17 protein-coding genes and 1 other annotated feature are annotated in these 14,972 nt (G+C 36.7%); of the genes, 3 read left to right on the top strand and 14 right to left on the bottom strand.

The window, feature by feature from the left end; all coding sequences use genetic code 11:
* The first annotated feature begins 134 nt into the window (after positions 1-134).
* Positions 135-350: a YrzA family protein gene (locus A6J74_RS22595; protein ID WP_000010978.1), complete on the top strand. Its 216-nt coding sequence runs from the start codon at positions 135-137 to the stop codon at positions 348-350.
* A gap of 34 nt (positions 351-384) precedes the next feature.
* On the opposite strand, the gene A6J74_RS22590 is transcribed toward A6J74_RS22595, so the two are convergent.
* The 12 genes from A6J74_RS22590 to alaS form a co-directional block, all read right to left on the bottom strand.
* Positions 385-1,035 carry a YrrS family protein gene (locus A6J74_RS22590; RefSeq protein ID WP_000897106.1) on the bottom strand — a complete coding sequence of 217 codons (651 nt, stop codon included), beginning with the start codon at positions 1,033-1,035 and terminating at the stop codon, positions 385-387.
* Between the two features lie 116 nt (positions 1,036-1,151).
* The gene (locus A6J74_RS22585; protein WP_000702462.1) at positions 1,152-2,906 is read right to left on the bottom strand and encodes a peptidoglycan D,D-transpeptidase FtsI family protein; all 1,755 of its coding nucleotides are present in this window, start codon (positions 2,904-2,906) and stop codon (positions 1,152-1,154) included.
* 91 nt (positions 2,907-2,997) lie between these two features.
* On the bottom strand, positions 2,998-3,474 hold the full coding sequence (greA, locus tag A6J74_RS22580) for a transcription elongation factor GreA (protein WP_000102593.1): 477 nt from the start codon (positions 3,472-3,474) through the stop codon (positions 2,998-3,000).
* Positions 3,475-3,748: 274 nt separating this feature from the next.
* The gene (gene udk, locus A6J74_RS22575) at positions 3,749-4,387 is read right to left on the bottom strand and encodes a uridine kinase (protein ID WP_000537080.1); all 639 of its coding nucleotides are present in this window, start codon (positions 4,385-4,387) and stop codon (positions 3,749-3,751) included.
* Positions 4,388-4,404: 17 nt separating this feature from the next.
* A complete protein-coding gene (locus A6J74_RS22570) occupies positions 4,405-5,685 on the bottom strand; it encodes a peptidase U32 family protein (protein ID WP_000217963.1) in 1,281 nt (426 codons plus the stop codon).
* A gap of 18 nt (positions 5,686-5,703) precedes the next feature.
* Positions 5,704-6,633, bottom strand: coding sequence for a peptidase U32 family protein (locus A6J74_RS22565; RefSeq protein WP_000742797.1), 930 nt, complete (start codon positions 6,631-6,633; stop codon positions 5,704-5,706).
* A gap of 7 nt (positions 6,634-6,640) precedes the next feature.
* On the bottom strand, positions 6,641-7,282 hold the full coding sequence (locus A6J74_RS22560) for an O-methyltransferase (RefSeq protein ID WP_000389100.1): 642 nt from the start codon (positions 7,280-7,282) through the stop codon (positions 6,641-6,643).
* 203 nt (positions 7,283-7,485) lie between these two features.
* On the bottom strand, positions 7,486-8,556 hold the full coding sequence (mltG, locus tag A6J74_RS22555) for an endolytic transglycosylase MltG (protein WP_000572128.1): 1,071 nt from the start codon (positions 8,554-8,556) through the stop codon (positions 7,486-7,488).
* Positions 8,557-8,774: 218 nt separating this feature from the next.
* On the bottom strand, positions 8,775-9,053 hold the full coding sequence (locus tag A6J74_RS22550) for a DUF1292 domain-containing protein (protein ID WP_000392249.1): 279 nt from the start codon (positions 9,051-9,053) through the stop codon (positions 8,775-8,777).
* Positions 9,054-9,065: 12 nt separating this feature from the next.
* Positions 9,066-9,479, bottom strand: a complete 414-nt coding sequence (ruvX, locus tag A6J74_RS22545; protein WP_001221202.1) for a Holliday junction resolvase RuvX — start codon at positions 9,477-9,479, stop codon at positions 9,066-9,068.
* Between the two features lie 3 nt (positions 9,480-9,482).
* Positions 9,483-9,749, bottom strand: coding sequence for an IreB family regulatory phosphoprotein (locus tag A6J74_RS22540; protein ID WP_000348591.1), 267 nt, complete (start codon positions 9,747-9,749; stop codon positions 9,483-9,485).
* 76 nt (positions 9,750-9,825) lie between these two features.
* Positions 9,826-12,468: an alanine--tRNA ligase gene (alaS, locus tag A6J74_RS22535; RefSeq protein ID WP_000811807.1), complete on the bottom strand. Its 2,643-nt coding sequence runs from the start codon at positions 12,466-12,468 to the stop codon at positions 9,826-9,828.
* Positions 12,469-12,508: 40 nt separating this feature from the next.
* Positions 12,509-12,727, bottom strand: a binding site (T-box leader).
* A gap of 237 nt (positions 12,728-12,964) precedes the next feature.
* On the opposite strand from alaS, the gene A6J74_RS22530 reads away from it, so the two are divergent.
* Positions 12,965-13,309, top strand: coding sequence for a PH domain-containing protein (locus tag A6J74_RS22530; protein WP_000209538.1), 345 nt, complete (start codon positions 12,965-12,967; stop codon positions 13,307-13,309).
* A 42-nt stretch (positions 13,310-13,351) separates the two neighbouring features.
* On the opposite strand, the gene A6J74_RS22525 is transcribed toward A6J74_RS22530, so the two are convergent.
* The gene (locus tag A6J74_RS22525; protein WP_000793114.1) at positions 13,352-14,419 is read right to left on the bottom strand and encodes an AI-2E family transporter; all 1,068 of its coding nucleotides are present in this window, start codon (positions 14,417-14,419) and stop codon (positions 13,352-13,354) included.
* Between the two features lie 176 nt (positions 14,420-14,595).
* On the opposite strand from A6J74_RS22525, the gene A6J74_RS22520 reads away from it, so the two are divergent.
* Entirely contained in the window at positions 14,596-14,808 is a 213-nt protein-coding gene (locus tag A6J74_RS22520) for a hypothetical protein (RefSeq protein ID WP_000242555.1), read from the top strand.
* Between the two features lie 35 nt (positions 14,809-14,843).
* Here the strand turns inward: A6J74_RS22520 and A6J74_RS22515 are convergent, their stop codons facing one another.
* Positions 14,844-14,972 carry a YrzQ family protein gene (locus A6J74_RS22515; RefSeq protein WP_001053553.1) on the bottom strand — a complete coding sequence of 43 codons (129 nt, stop codon included), beginning with the start codon at positions 14,970-14,972 and terminating at the stop codon, positions 14,844-14,846.

The following is a 14,972-nucleotide window of genomic DNA, read 5'->3' as shown; positions in this document are numbered from 1 at the left end:
AAATTCCCCTTTTTCTTATCGGTTTTATCAGTATGATATTCCCTCTTTCTAAAAATGTCAATTGAAATGCACGTGGTATTTCCTTCTTTTCTTTGTTACACTGTAGTTGATTACATAGGAGAGGGGGCATCTTCATGTCATTTACCTTTGAAATGTTAGAAGATAAAATAGAATTTTTTGAAGCGGGAGACTTAGCTTCCTTAGAAAGAAAAATTAGTGAACAAATTGATAATAATAAAGCACTTATGCTTGAAGTTCATCACATCTCGCATCAAATGGTTATGGATCCCGAAAGCAAAAGACCGTATTACAGCGCGGTTGTTCATTTTAAATTAAAGAAATTATGCTAACTAAAAAAGAGAAGCTCCTAGGAGCTTCTCTTTTTTAGTTTAGAGTTTGAACAAGCACTGGTTTCCAGCCCTCATTTTCTACCCAATCAATATTTACATAATATTTTTTACCTGATTGCTTATCTTGTACGTTGCCGTAAGCTTTATTCTTACCGTTATTTCCGATTCTATGAATAACTAATTGCTCTACCGGAACGTCGATTGCAGCGGAAATCGCTTGATTCATCTCATTCCAATCTGCTGTACCTTTGTTAAACGTCATCGCAGGTGTTGCACCTTGCTCTGTACCTACTGGCTTCCAAGAAGGTTTCGTATAAGCATCTGTTGCCTTTGGCTGTGTTTTTTCAGCTACCACTTTCTCATTAGCTTTCGCTTCTTCTTCAGCTTTTTGCTTTTCTTCTTCAGCCTTTTGCTTCTCTTCTTCTTCCTTCTTCTTAGCCTCTGCCTTCTCTTGTTCGTCCTTCTTCGTCTCTTCTTTACCTTTAGCTTTCTCAGCTTTATTTTCTTTTGTTGTTTGCTGAGCTACCTTTTTATCATTAGAAGACGCTTGCTCTTTTGTGTCAGGAACGAACAATTGATATGCTACAATAGCTACTGCCACTAATACAATAGCGATTGCAATATTTAAAACACCGTTTTGACGACGTTTTTGTTGTTTCTGTTGGAATCTAGATCCTCCTGCCATTCTTCAAACCTCCATGCAGTTTTTCATACTTGCTATTGTAACATTAAATCTAGAAAGGTTGAACATTTACAATAATATTTTCATGAAATGAAAACATTTCACTATGAATTGCAAGATTACTTTTCATTCTCTAATCGATGGATTTCTTCTACGATATCTTTGAAAATGGATGTGACTTTATTTACACTGCTGTCCGTTTCTATATCAACGACAACTAAAGCATATCTTGGATTTTCATATGGAAAATAACCTGCAAACCAGCGATTGACCTTCATCCCTTTTCCTGTTTGTGCTGTCCCAGATTTTCCAGCGACACTTAGTGGCAACGACCTGAATGCTGCTCCTGTTCCTTTCTCTGTTGTTACAACGCCTCTTAATAACTCTTGTAATGTTTTTACTGTTTCATAAGAAAGCTGTTTTCCATTTAATTTATGGTTTTCAAATGTAAAAAAGTCACTTCCATTTTTATACACTATTTTTTTAACAGCTTTCACTTCCATTTTTTCTCCATTCCTAGCAATCGTCGCCATCATATTAGCGATTGCTAGAGGTGATATACGTACATCTTTCTGTCCAATTGCTGTTTGCGCTACCGCTTTTTTACTAGTCTTATTTTCCTCACTCCCCCAGATAATAGCACTCTTCTCCTCTGGCATTTGCTCGAAACGCGATGTATGAAATACCGAACCGTTCCAACCAACCTTTCCAACTGCTCCTAAAGCCGCTACGTACGTTTCTAACACCATCTTATCCTTTTGTATTAGCTCGTTACCTAACTGTGAGAATGCCCTGTTACAGCTTCTAGCAAAGCTCCCTTTAAAACTAAGTGTTCCCATCAAAACTTGTGGGTCGTTTTCACCATATAAATCTTTATTACAATTAAATGTGCGATTCAATACATTTATATTTTGATCAATCGCTGCCGTTGCAACTACTGTTTTAAAAACAGAACCAGGAAAATGCGGTGTTAACATTTGATTTTCAAGTGTAGCTTTATATAATCTTTCGTTTTTAACCTGTAAAGATGGTTTGCTAACCATCGCTAGTATTTCATTTGTTTTTACATCAAGTAATACTAATCCCCCCTTCTTTATTTCACTTTTTTCAATTGTCTCTTCAGCTTTTTGCTGCAACTCTTTATGTAAAGTAGTTTGAATTGTAACTGGATAAAATGGATTTCCTGGCGAAGTGTATTTCGCCTGTTTTCCAAAAATCGGTTCTCCTTGCCGGTCCACTTGATACAATACTTTTGCCTCTCCATCAGTTAATAAAAATTCATCAAAAGATTGCTGTAATCCAGAAATACCAATTGGCGTTTGTTTTGAAATTTTTTCTACTTCTCCATATCGCTTTTGGAATTCTCGTTCATTCTCCCCCACTTCACCCACTAAATGATTTGTCCCTCCAGTTTGTTTTAATCGAACTTCAGCCGCTACAATGCCCAATACATTTAATTGATTAATCTTCTCCATCTGCTCTCGTACTAAAGGAAATGGCTCATTTCCTCTTTGGAGTATAAATGCATTTTTTTTATCTTTCATTTGTATTTTGATCTCTTGTCTCGACACACCAATGATATGCGCAATTTTCTTTAACATGTCATTTTTTATTTGTAAAAAAGGAAAAATAATTAAAACTGGGTATTTCTCTTCACCAATTTCTTTATCATTCCGATCTGTAAAATGTCCTCTTCCATTATCTACTGTAAGTGATTGTGTTCGTTGCGTAACGCTTCTTTCGATTAAATTAATATTTCGATCAGTAAAAGATTCAGTATCTATAATCTGTATTTGGAGTAAACGACAAAGTAATAAAAACATCACACATATAAAACAAATTAAAACAACTGTAATTCTCCGTCTTATTTTCATAAAAAAACACCTCGTCTATTATAGTTTGGACGAGGTGTTTAACCTTTTATACAAATAAAAAAACCACTCGTTTTTACACGAGTGATTTTTATTATTTAACAGAGATAATCTCTACTTGCATTTCTCCGCCTGGTGTTTGAATTGCTACCTTCTCACCAATTTGCTTACCTAATAAGCTCTTTGCGATTGGAGAATCGTTAGAAATTCTTCCTTCGAATGGGTCAGCTTCCGCGCTACCTACGATTGTGTAAGCTTCTTCATCTCCATTTGGTAATTCTTTAAATGTTACTGTTTTACCTAATGTAACGACAGTAGATTCTTCGCCATTATCTTCGATGATAACTGCGTTACGAATCATGTTTTCTAATTGTGTAATACGTCCTTCTACGAACGCTTGCTCATCTTTCGCTGCATCGTACTCAGAGTTCTCAGAAAGATCGCCGAAGCTACGCGCGATTTTAATACGCTCTACTACTTCTTTACGTCTTACTGTTTTTAATTGCTCAACTTCGTTCTCTAATTTTTGCTTACCCTCTTGCGTCATAGGGTATGTTTTTTCTGTTGACATATTTTCCACTCCTTTTATATACCAATCCCCCGAAAAAAGAGGAGTTCCATATGAAAACTCCTCCGCTTCCATTGTTAGCGGAGGTTTCTAGTACCCTTGCACTAGCGGAGTTGTCACATACAACCCCGTATTTCCAATTCTTCTTTTAAAGAAGATATGTATGGAAAGTTGATATAAATATGCCCTCACCTATATATAGATGAGGTTGCATGCTTCATTGTATTCGATAGGAAGGGAAAAAATCCCTTCCTATCGTATATCTTTTACTATGCTATTACAAATTTACTTTTTGTTCAAGAATTGTTGCAATTTTTGTCACCATAATATCAATTGCAACATGGTTTTGTCCACCTTCAGGGATAATAATATCCGCAAATTTCTTAGAAGGCTCAATAAATTGATTGTGCATTGGACGCACAACAGTTACGTATTGATCAATAACTGAATCCATCGTACGACCGCGCTCTTTAATATCACGCTGCATGCGGCGCAGGATACGAAGATCTGCATCTGTATCAACGAATAACTTAATGTCCATCAACTCACAAAGACGTGGGTCTTCTAAAATAAGAATTCCTTCTAAAATGATTACATCTTTCGGCTCAACTGGAATAATTTCTTCTGAACGCGTATGCAATGTATAGTCATATACAGGCTTATCAATTTGCTCATATGCAAGCAACTGCTGCAAATGTTCAATTAACAGATCATTATCAAACGCAAGCGGATGATCATAATTTGTTTTTAAACGCTCTTCCATCGGTAAATGGCTTTGATCTTTGTAATAATAATCTTGCTCCAAGATTAAAATGGAATGACCTTTAAAATGGTCAAAAATCGCTTTCGTTACACTTGTTTTTCCTGATCCTGAACCACCAGCGATTCCAATTACAACAGGCTTATTCGTCCCCATTCGACTACCACTCTTTCTTATTGAAGTATGTTTTTGCGCATCATATTATTCACATACACTGGTTGATCCACTTTGAATTTTACGATTTGCAACGGATGTCTCGCTGCATCTAATTCGTTTCCATCCTCATCCCAAATTTTCTCCACCGTCTGCGTAAAGTTTTCTATTTCTGGTCCAAAGAACTCCACTTCATGTCCTGGTTTGAAGTGATTACGTTGCTCAAGCGTTACGATGCCCGTTTCTTCATTATAATCTAACACTAAACCAGCAAAATCATACGTTGTTTTCTTACTATGATTTCCAAACATTTGCTCTTGATGTCCTGGAACCCCTTCAAAGAATGCAGGAGCTGTATCACGATTTGCACATTTATCAAGCTCATCTAACCATTGTTGTTTAAACTCAAAGTTATCCGGATCCGCACAATACGCATCAATTACTTTGCGATATACAGTTGCTACAGTCGCTACGTAATGGATAGATTTCATACGTCCTTCAACTTTTAAGCTATCAATTCCAATTTCAATCATTTTCGGAATTGACAAGATTAAATTTAAATCTTTTGGACTCATCGCAAAGTGAGCATCTTCTTTTTGGAATAAAGGAAGCTCTTTTGCATCTTTATGTTGTGATACCGTTTGAACTAAGTCATAGTCCCAGCGACAAGATTGACAACAACCACCACGGTTAGAGTCACGCGCTGTCATATGGTTACTTAATGTACATCTTCCTGAATATGCGATACACATTGCACCATGGACGAATGCTTCAATTTCAATGTCCACTTTGTCTTTAATTTCTTTCATTTCTTCATAGCTTGCTTCACGAGCTAATACAAGACGATGTAAACCTTCTTCTTTCCAATACTGTGCTGCTTTCCAGTTGGATAGCGATTGTTGTGTACTTAAATGCACCTCAACAGAAGGCGCTACACGTTTACACGTCTCAATAATAAGCGGATCTGCAACGATAATTCCCGTTACACCAGCCTTTTCAATCCCTTTTAAATATTCCTCTAGCCCGTCCATATTTTCATTATGTGCGAAAATATTTGTTGTTACGTATATTTTCGCTCCATATTTCTTTGCAAATTCAACGCCTTCTGCCATATCTTCTAGCGTAAAGTTACCTGCATTAGAACGAAGACCAAATTCTTGTCCACCTAAATATACAGCATCTGCCCCATAATGGATAGCTACTTTTAATTTTTCTAAGTTACCCGCAGGGATTAACAGTTCAGGTTTCTTCACAATAACGCGCTTGCCATCGATCACTCGTGAAATTTCTTGTACAGTCATTTCCTACACCCTCCTCGTTTAGTAAACCGTTTCTTTAAAGAAGAATCCTGTATCTAATGGACGATTTACTGGTTGCATTTCTTCTATTTCTTTATATAGATCATCTTTCACGTCATAATACGCATCACGATCTTCCACACACAAATCAATCGCTTGACGATATTTCTTCGTTACTTCAATAATGTATTCAGAGCTTTTTAGTACACCATCGATTTTTAAGCTATCAACTTCAGCCTCAATTAGTTCCTCTAATTCATCGATGAAACAAATATCATTCGGACTCATAATGTGAGTACCATTTTCATCTTCATAAATTGGATATTTATTGTTACGCTCTGGGTCATACAAGAACATATTCTCTTCATATTTTTTCTTTTCAATGTCAAGATTACGTCCTTGATACTCAAAGTAGTTTCCTACTAACGAACGCTTCGATTGGAACATACAAGTCATACCGTGAATTTGCACTTCAAGTTCCACTTCAGCATTTTCTTTTAAATCAACAATTTCATCTAAGCTAAGCTCACGAGCTAATACAGCACGCTTCGCTCCTCTTTGCCCCCAGTAGTTACAAGTGAACCAATTTGTTGCTGTCGTTTCTGTATTCCAGTGCAGTTGCATATTTGGTGCTACTTCACGAACAGCCATTAATACCGCTGGATCTCCGAAGACAATTGCATCTACATGTACTTCGTTTAAAAATGCAACGTAATCTGTTAATTCCTCTACTTTATCATTATGGAACATAGCATTCATTGCTACGTATACTTTCACACCATTTTCATGTGCAATTTTAACAGATTTTTTTACATCTTCACGTGAAAATTCCCCTGCTAAACGTAAACCAAACTTTTGTTCACCGATCATTACTGCATCTGCTCCTGCTTTCGCAAGAGGTTCGATATCCGCCACCGCTCTTGGCGTTACTAACAATTCAGGTTTCTTCATACCTTGGTCATCCTCTCTTTTTACTAACAGCTACTCCATCTCCAATTGGGAAAATCGTTGTATCATATCCTTCATGGTTCATAAGCCATTCATTGTACGTCTTAATACGACGGATTAAACCACGTGTACGTCTATTTTCAATTTTCTCTTTTGTCGTTACAAGACCATGGTACATAACATTATCTGAAATAATTACGCCACCAGGGTTTAATAACGGTTCATATAAGTCAAAAAAGCGACGATATTGTCCTTTTGCTGCATCAATAAAAATAACGTCAAATGTTCCGTGTTCTTTTACTTGTTCACCCGTCTCTAACGCATCACCGTATATAACTGAAATACGTTCTTTTACTGGGGAACGTTCTATATATTCAAGTGCTTTTTCATATCGTTCACGATTGCGCTCAACTGTCACAATGCGTGAATTTGGAATAGCTTGCATCATACGAATACTAGAATAGCCAATTGCTGTACCAAGCTCTAAAATGCTTTTCGGTCCAATTAAACGTAAAAATTGCAGCATAAATTCCATTCCAAGTCGATCCATAATCGGCACATGATTTTCTGTTGCATATTCTTCCATTTCAAGAATTAATTTATCTTTTGGATCAATAAATGATAATAGGTACTCGTTAACTGCATCCTCCATAAATGGTCCTCCTTATTTACATGGAGAAGTGCCTCTATGACGTCTTTTCACACATAGAATGCAATAAAAATACAAGCCAGCTTTACCCTTAGCTTGTACGTCCCGTTTTGATATTAAAAACGATTCTTCTGCCAGTTTTTAACCCGATATATTTTACCACAAAAAAGAGGGATGTGCGACCTTTTTCGCTATCCCTCCCCATTTCACTGTTTTTTCGTAATATATTTTTGCTTTAATGCATTATGCTCTTCTAATGTTTTCGCATAGTACACTTCACCACTTGGTGCAGCTAAGAAATAATAATAATCTGTTTGCGCAGGTTCTAACGCAGCTTCCACTGAATGTTTACCAGAGTTCGCAATCGGTCCAACTGGTAATCCTTTTACAACATACGTATTATACGGTGAATTCACCTTTAAATCCTCGTATAATACACGTTGCTTATGCTTTCCAAGCGCGTATAATACCGTTGGATCTGTTTGAAGGGGCATACCTTTTGCTAAGCGATTATAAAAAACACTAGAAATCTTTTGGCGATCTGTAAAACCAGTCGCCTCTTCTTCAATCAGTGAAGACAATGTTAAAAGCTGATGAACATCCCAGTTCTTCGCTTTCATTTTCGCCTCGTTTTGAACAATGATTGCATTTGTTTTCTCAAGCATTGGAATTACGATTTCTTCTAACGTTGTATCTTTCTTATAGAACGAATACGTCGCAGGATATAAATACCCTTCTAATGGATATTTAATATTACTATCAAAGATTTTATCCGTTAATAACTTCGGATACTTTTGCTGCATTTTTTGAATAAATGCTTTATCGTTTAATTGACGCGTAACATCATCTTTATTCCACTTTAATTCACTCGCAACCGTTTCTGCAATTTCAGTTACTTGCGCTCCTTCTTTTATCGTCACTTTATACAGAGCTGGACGATGTACATTACCAGATGACATTTGTTCAATGACATCTGAGGCACTCATTGAAGGATTTAATAAATATGTACCAGCTTGTAAGTTTTTTGATTTAGCCTTTGTATAAAAGCTAAAAACTGTACCGTTTTTCACAGCACCCTTTTCTTCTAAAATTTCACCAATTTTACTAGTAGATGATCCTTTCGGAATTTCTACTTCAATCTCTTTTTTATTCCCGCTATCAACTGGTCCTAATGCCGATGAAATATACGCATAGACTGAACCACAAACTAAAAGCAGTGCAATAATCGAAAATAAAAAAATGCGTCTACGCTTCTTTTTCACTTGATTCTCTATCAAAACTCTTCCTCCTTATTCAATTGTAGGCCATATGTACGTCTTTCTATACAACACGATGAAAAATCACAATAAACTTACCTATCATTTTTTGACAGATATTTTATTTTTCTACAATCCGTCTCATTATACTACAAAGGATTACACAGTTTCGACAAAAAATCTTTCATTTTACATATAAAAAAAGATGGACTATATATCGTCCATCTTCTCAGTACTTATTATTCAGCTTCTTGCTCATCAGCTAGAGTGTTGAACATTTCTTGTACCATTTCCCACTCTTCTTCAGATTCGATTGGAAGTAAAGTTCCGCCCTCTTCTTCATTTTGCTCATAAGCCATTGCATCATAAATTTGGTCTCCATCTTCGTCTACTTCACCGATTGGAGAGAAGACTACATATGATTTTTTGCCAAATTTTTCAGCATCAAAAGTGAAAACAATCTCACATAAATGTTCGTTACCTTTTTCGTCTACAATTGTAATTTGATTTTCTTCCATTTTGGTCACCTCTTATTTACTATCTAAAAATCCTTGTAAGATTACGACTGCAGCCATCTTATCGATTACTTGCTTTCGCTTCTTACGACTTACATCAGCTGAAATGAGTAGACGCTCCGCCGCCATCGTCGACAAACGCTCGTCCCACATTACAACGTCTAATTGTAACAGCTCTCGTAGGTTTTCTGCAAATTGCTGGCACGCTTCACCACGTGGGCCAATTGTACCATTCATATTTTTAGGTAAACCTACTACTATTTTGTCCACATTGTACTGCTTTACTAACTCAGAAATACGGTCAAAACCAAAGTGACCTCGTTCTTCGTTAATCTTGATTGTTTCCAATCCTTGTGCTGTCCAGCCCATTTCGTCGCTCATTGCAACTCCGACTGTTTTTGTACCTACATCTAAACCTAATATCCGCATAAACTACTCCTCACGATGATGTTTCAAGTAAGACTTCACAAGCTCTTCAATTATCTCATCACGTTCAAGTTTGCGAACAATGCTTCGTGCATCTTTATGGCGAGGTATGTATGCTGGATCTCCACTTAATAAATAACCGACGATTTGGTTAATCGGATTATAGCCTTTTTCTTGAAGTGCATCATACACAGTTAAAAGTACATCATTTACATGGACACTCTGTTTTTCATCTTGAATGCTAAACTTCATTGTTTTATCAAAACCGTCCATTTCAAGCACCTCACTTATATAGTAAGTATAGGGAGAAGAACTTCTCCTCTCCCTACCATTGTACACTACTATCTCTTTATTTTGAAACAGATTTAACGTACTCTTGTACAAATGCTAAAGCTTCTTCAACTTGTGCTGGGTTTTTACCGCCCGCTTGAGCCATATCAGGACGGCCACCACCGCCACCGCCACAACGAGAAGCTACTTCTTTCACAAGTTTACCAGCATGGTAACCTTGGCTAATTAAATCTTTCGTTACGCCAGCTAAAATGTTTACTTTATCGTCATTTACAGACACTAATACAACAACTGCAGACTCTAATTTATTTTTAAGGTCATCCATCATCGTACGTAAGTTGTTCATATCTGCAACATTTACTTTCGCTGCTAATACGTTTACGCCATCAACTGTCATTACTGAATCAGTTAAGTTTCCAGCTTCGATATTGCTTAATTTTGCAGCAAGAGATTCATTTTCTTTTTGAAGTTGTTTCACTTCAGCAAATAAGCCATCAACTCTCGTTAAAATATCTTTCGGATTTGTTTTCATTTTTCCTGCTGCTTCTTTTAATAAACCTACTTGATCGTTCATTAATTCGTATGCAGACTTACCAGTTACCGCCTCAATACGACGAGTTCCTGCACCGATACCAGACTCAGCAACGATTTTGAAAATACCGATAGAAGCTGTGTTATCAACGTGACAACCACCGCAAAGCTCTAAGCTGTAATCGCCTACTTGTACAACGCGTACAACATCACCGTATTTTTCACCGAATAATGCCATTGCACCCATTTCTTTCGCTTCTTCGATTGATTTTTGAGAAATCTCAACGTTAATACTTTCCCAAATTTTCTCGTTTACGATACGCTCAATTTTTTCTAATTCGTCAGCTTGTACTTGACCGAAGTGAGAGAAGTCAAAGCGTAAACGTTCAGAAGTTACAAGAGAACCTGCTTGGTTAACATGCGTTCCAAGTACATCTTTTAACGCTTGGTGTAGTAAGTGAGTTGCTGTATGGTTTTTCACAACGCTACTACGGTTTTTCGTATCGATAACAGCTTTTACAGCCGCACCTTTCGTTAATGTACCTTCTTCCACAACTACTTTGTGTAAGTTTTGACCATTTGGTGCTTTTTGTACATCTTTTACAACAACTTTCACGCCATCAGCAAGAAGGTAACCACGGTCTGCAATTTGTCCGCCGCTCTCAGCATAGAATGGTGTTACATCAAGCATTAACTGTCCTTCTTCACCTGCTTGTAAGCTATCTGTATACTCACCGTTTTTCACAAGTGCAACAATGTTACTTTCTGTTGCAACTGTACCGTAACCAACGAATTCGCTCGCTACTTTAACTTCACCAAGTACACCGCCTTGAACTTGCATAGAATCAACGTCTTGACGAGCAGCACGTGCACGCTCACGTTGTTTTTCCATTTCAGCTTCAAAACCTTTATGGTCAACTGTCATACCAGCTTCTTCTGCATATTCTTCTGTTAATTCAATTGGGAAACCGTACGTGTCGTATAAACGGAACGCATCTACGCCAGAAATAACAGTTGTTTTTTCTTCTTTCGCTTTTGCAATAACTTCAGCTAAAATTGCTTCACCATCATGAAGTGTTTCGTGGAAGCGTTCTTCTTCATTTTTCACAACTTTTGCGATGAAATCTTTCTTTTCCAGTACTTCTGGATAGAAGTCTTTCATTACTTCTCCAACAACCGGTACTAATTCAAACATGAATGGACGGTTGATGTTTAATTTCTTAGAATAACGAACAGCACGGCGTAATAAACGACGTAATACATAACCACGGCCTTCGTTAGATGGAAGAGCACCGTCACCAACAGCGAATGTTACTGTACGAATATGGTCAGCAATGACTTTAAACGCCATATCTTTTTCTAAGTCTCCATTACGATACTTCTCACCAGAAATTGATTCTGTTGCACCAATCATTGGCATGAATAGATCCGTATCAAAGTTCGTAGGTACATCTTGAACGATAGATGTCATACGCTCTAGACCCATCCCTGTATCAATGTTCTTCTTAGGAAGTGGTGTATATGAACCGTCTGGATTATGGTTAAATTGAGAGAATACAAGGTTCCATACTTCTAAGTAACGCTCGTTTTCTCCGCCCGGATATAATTCTGGGTCACTAAAGTCATTACCGTAAGCTTCCCCGCGATCATAGAAAATCTCTGTATTCGGTCCACTTGGTCCTTCACCGATATCCCAGAAGTTTTCTTCTAAGCGGATGATGCGCTCTTTTGGAACACCCATTTTCTCATTCCAAATTGTAAATGCTTCTTCATCTTCCGGATGGATTGTAACTGATAGTAATTCTTTATCGAATCCAATCCACTTGTCGCTCGTTAAAAATTCCCAAGCCCAAGTAATTGCTTCTTCTTTGAAGTAATCACCGATCGAGAAGTTCCCTAACATTTCAAAGAATGTATGGTGACGAGCTGTTTTCCCTACGTTTTCAATATCGTTTGTACGAATTGATTTTTGAGCATTTGTAATACGTGGATTTTGCGGGATTACGCGTCCATCAAAATATTTTTTTAATGTTGCTACACCACTGTTAATCCATAGAAGAGATGGATCTTCATGTGGAACTAGTGATGCACTAGGTTCTACTGCATGTCCTTTTTCTTGGAAAAAGTCTAAAAACATTTGACGAATTTGTGCGCCTGTTAGTTGTTTCATTGTATTTTCCTCCTTAAATATAAAAAACTCCCGCCCCTATAAAAGGGACGAGAGTTAACTCGCGATACCACCCTAATTATGAATTGATTATTATAACAATCAATTCATCACCTCATGGTGCCGTAACGTGGCAAGACGGCAGTGATTAGCTGCTCTCAGGATTAGCTTTCTGTTACCCTTCATTTAAAGCTCCTTTCAGCCAGTGGAAGCTTCTCTCTACAAATGGACTGTAACGTACTTGTTCCGTCATTGATTTAATGTATTATATGACTAAATATAATAGAATTCTCTTAAGTTTGTCAATGTAGATAATCATTTATATTGTATCAATTGTTTATTACTCATAGTTATTCTACTATTCATTCTTAACAGCCTTTCAATATATTATGCATTTATTACTAAATAGGAATCTCCTCACAAAAAATACTTTATACAAACTTCTAAATATTACATTATTTGTTATAATTAAATTATTAACAATAAAGGAGCGATTACAATGACAACTTTATTGAATCAAGCTAGAGAAATGTTAACAACTGATGAAAAAATTCTTTTTTATGCAGCATGTTCATTAGACATATTTATTTATCGTTCCGTCGCAAGGCCAGGCCTATTGATTTTAACGGACAAAAGGCTATTCTTTTATGGACCAGATGTAAGTAAGAATCCAATATTTGAAGAGTACTCTTTCGCAAAAATTTCTAATCTAAAAGAACAAAAGCGCCTTTTCAGCAATCAAATTGTATTTATGTATGATACGGAATGGAAAAGAATAAAACATATTCAAACAACTGATGTGAGCTCTTTTGTTCAAAAAATAAAAAATCAGCTCCCTAAATAATCATATGATTAGCCCTCTATTTTTTAAATAGAGGGCTTCATTTTAAACATCTTCTCTTTTCCAAAGAGGCCTCACATGAACAATCACTGTACGAATAACTGCTAAAATCGGAACCGATATTAGCAATCCTACAATCCCGGCTATCTCTCCTCCAACTAGTAAGGCAAGCATAATAATAACGGGGTGCATACGAAGCGACTTACCAACGATGTAAGGCGATAAAATGTTACTTTCCAAAAATTGCAAAATAACAATTGTAATCCCCGCCTTAATGAGTAAACTCGTTGATACCGTTGCCGCAATCATCAACGTGGGAATCGCCCCTAAAATAGGACCAAAGTATGGGATTATATCCGTTACCCCAATAATAATGCCGAGCAGCAATGGATACTTCATACCGATAAACCAAAAAGAAAGAACAGATACTCCCCCTAATACTAAGCAAACAAATAACTGTCCTCGAATATAACTTCCGAGTGATTTATCAATTTCTTTCGCAAGCATTTGACCCGTACTACGCCACTTACTCGGAACTAGTTTCCAAAAGATATGATAAAACTCACCGTAATCTTTTAATATGTAAAATACAATGAACGGAATCAAGAAAATAATGAGCAATGAATCCAGTACACCACGGGCTGTGCTCATAACTTTATTTAAAAGCGTTTGTATCTTCATTTCTACACCAACGAAAATTTGCTTTACCTTTTCATGAATAAATGATGGGAAATTCGCTGTTTGTTCTGTAACGCCATCCATCCAAGAATCATACATTTTTGTGAACTGCGGAAATTGTTCATTAATTTCTTGTAACTGTTTAATAACAACTGGCGTTCCTTTATAAATCCCATAGCCAATCCCGCCAAAGAACAGGATGTAAATGAGCAAAATAGCGAGTGTGCGCGGCATCCCTTCCTTATGAATTTTTTCAATTAAAGGATGCAATAAATACGCAATAAAACAAGCGATAAGAAACGGTGTAATCGCCACTTTACATACAAAAATAATCGGCGCCCATAGTGGCTTGATCTTTAAGAAGACAAGCAAACAAAGAAATACAAGTAACAATAATCCTAAACGGTATATCCAAATGATTTTAAGATTCTTCACACGAAAAACCTCCTCCACCTTTATTTTGAAAATAAATAGGGTAGGTTATGTGCAAAACTTTTAAAATCTTTTCATACAGACCATACTGTTTTGTAAAGACGTACATATACATAACATAACAAGGACAACCATCCCTGAGAATGCAGCATGAAACAATATAATCAGGAGGACTCATAATGGTTTTATTTATGCTCGTATTATCAGCACTTTTTATGATTCTTGAATGGGTTTGTATCGGATTTGGTATTTGGAAAGGTTTCTTTATTCGTTCCTCACGAAAAGAGAGGGCGAAGCAATTATTTCATTACGGAATGCTTGGTGTTGGGTGTTACGGTCTATCTTATCTCTTCTCTGAAATTGGACTTTTATATTTGCATACGAGCGCATAAAAAAACTCCCTTATCATGAAGGGAGTTTTTTACGTTTATAAATAAGATTTAATCATCTTACGTGCTTTTTTCATATTGCGTTTTGAAAATACATCTTGCTTGCGAGCATATTGATATGCTGCAGCTCCAACACCTAATGCGATTAATGAATTGCGTAGATTCAA

The sequence above is a fragment of the Bacillus sp. FDAARGOS_235 genome, assembly GCF_002073415.2.
Lineage (GTDB): Bacteria > Bacillota > Bacilli > Bacillales > Bacillaceae_G > Bacillus_A > Bacillus_A toyonensis.
Note: the sequence above shows the minus strand (reverse complement) of the source record. Positions and strands in the feature narration are given on the sequence as shown.

What these genes read in the sequence shown, in the direction of transcription:
- A6J74_RS22595 (WP_000010978.1), top strand. Translation starts at nt 135, where the DNA reads ATGTCATTTACCTTTGAAATGTTAGAAGATAAAATAGAATTTTTTGAA.
- A6J74_RS22590 (WP_000897106.1), bottom strand. Translation starts at nt 1,035, where the DNA reads ATGGCAGGAGGATCTAGATTCCAACAGAAACAACAAAAACGTCGTCAA.
- A6J74_RS22585 (WP_000702462.1), bottom strand. Translation starts at nt 2,906, where the DNA reads ATGAAAATAAGACGGAGAATTACAGTTGTTTTAATTTGTTTTATATGT.
- greA (WP_000102593.1), bottom strand. Translation starts at nt 3,474, where the DNA reads ATGTCAACAGAAAAAACATACCCTATGACGCAAGAGGGTAAGCAAAAA.
- udk (WP_000537080.1), bottom strand. Translation starts at nt 4,387, where the DNA reads ATGGGGACGAATAAGCCTGTTGTAATTGGAATCGCTGGTGGTTCAGGA.
- A6J74_RS22570 (WP_000217963.1), bottom strand. Translation starts at nt 5,685, where the DNA reads ATGACTGTACAAGAAATTTCACGAGTGATCGATGGCAAGCGCGTTATT.
- A6J74_RS22565 (WP_000742797.1), bottom strand. Translation starts at nt 6,633, where the DNA reads ATGAAGAAACCTGAATTGTTAGTAACGCCAAGAGCGGTGGCGGATATC.
- A6J74_RS22560 (WP_000389100.1), bottom strand. Translation starts at nt 7,282, where the DNA reads ATGGAGGATGCAGTTAACGAGTACCTATTATCATTTATTGATCCAAAA.
- A6J74_RS22550 (WP_000392249.1), bottom strand. Translation starts at nt 9,053, where the DNA reads ATGGAAGAAAATCAAATTACAATTGTAGACGAAAAAGGTAACGAACAT.
- ruvX (WP_001221202.1), bottom strand. Translation starts at nt 9,479, where the DNA reads ATGCGGATATTAGGTTTAGATGTAGGTACAAAAACAGTCGGAGTTGCA.
- A6J74_RS22540 (WP_000348591.1), bottom strand. Translation starts at nt 9,749, where the DNA reads ATGGACGGTTTTGATAAAACAATGAAGTTTAGCATTCAAGATGAAAAA.
- alaS (WP_000811807.1), bottom strand. Translation starts at nt 12,468, where the DNA reads ATGAAACAACTAACAGGCGCACAAATTCGTCAAATGTTTTTAGACTTT.
- A6J74_RS22530 (WP_000209538.1), top strand. Translation starts at nt 12,965, where the DNA reads ATGACAACTTTATTGAATCAAGCTAGAGAAATGTTAACAACTGATGAA.
- A6J74_RS22520 (WP_000242555.1), top strand. Translation starts at nt 14,596, where the DNA reads ATGGTTTTATTTATGCTCGTATTATCAGCACTTTTTATGATTCTTGAA.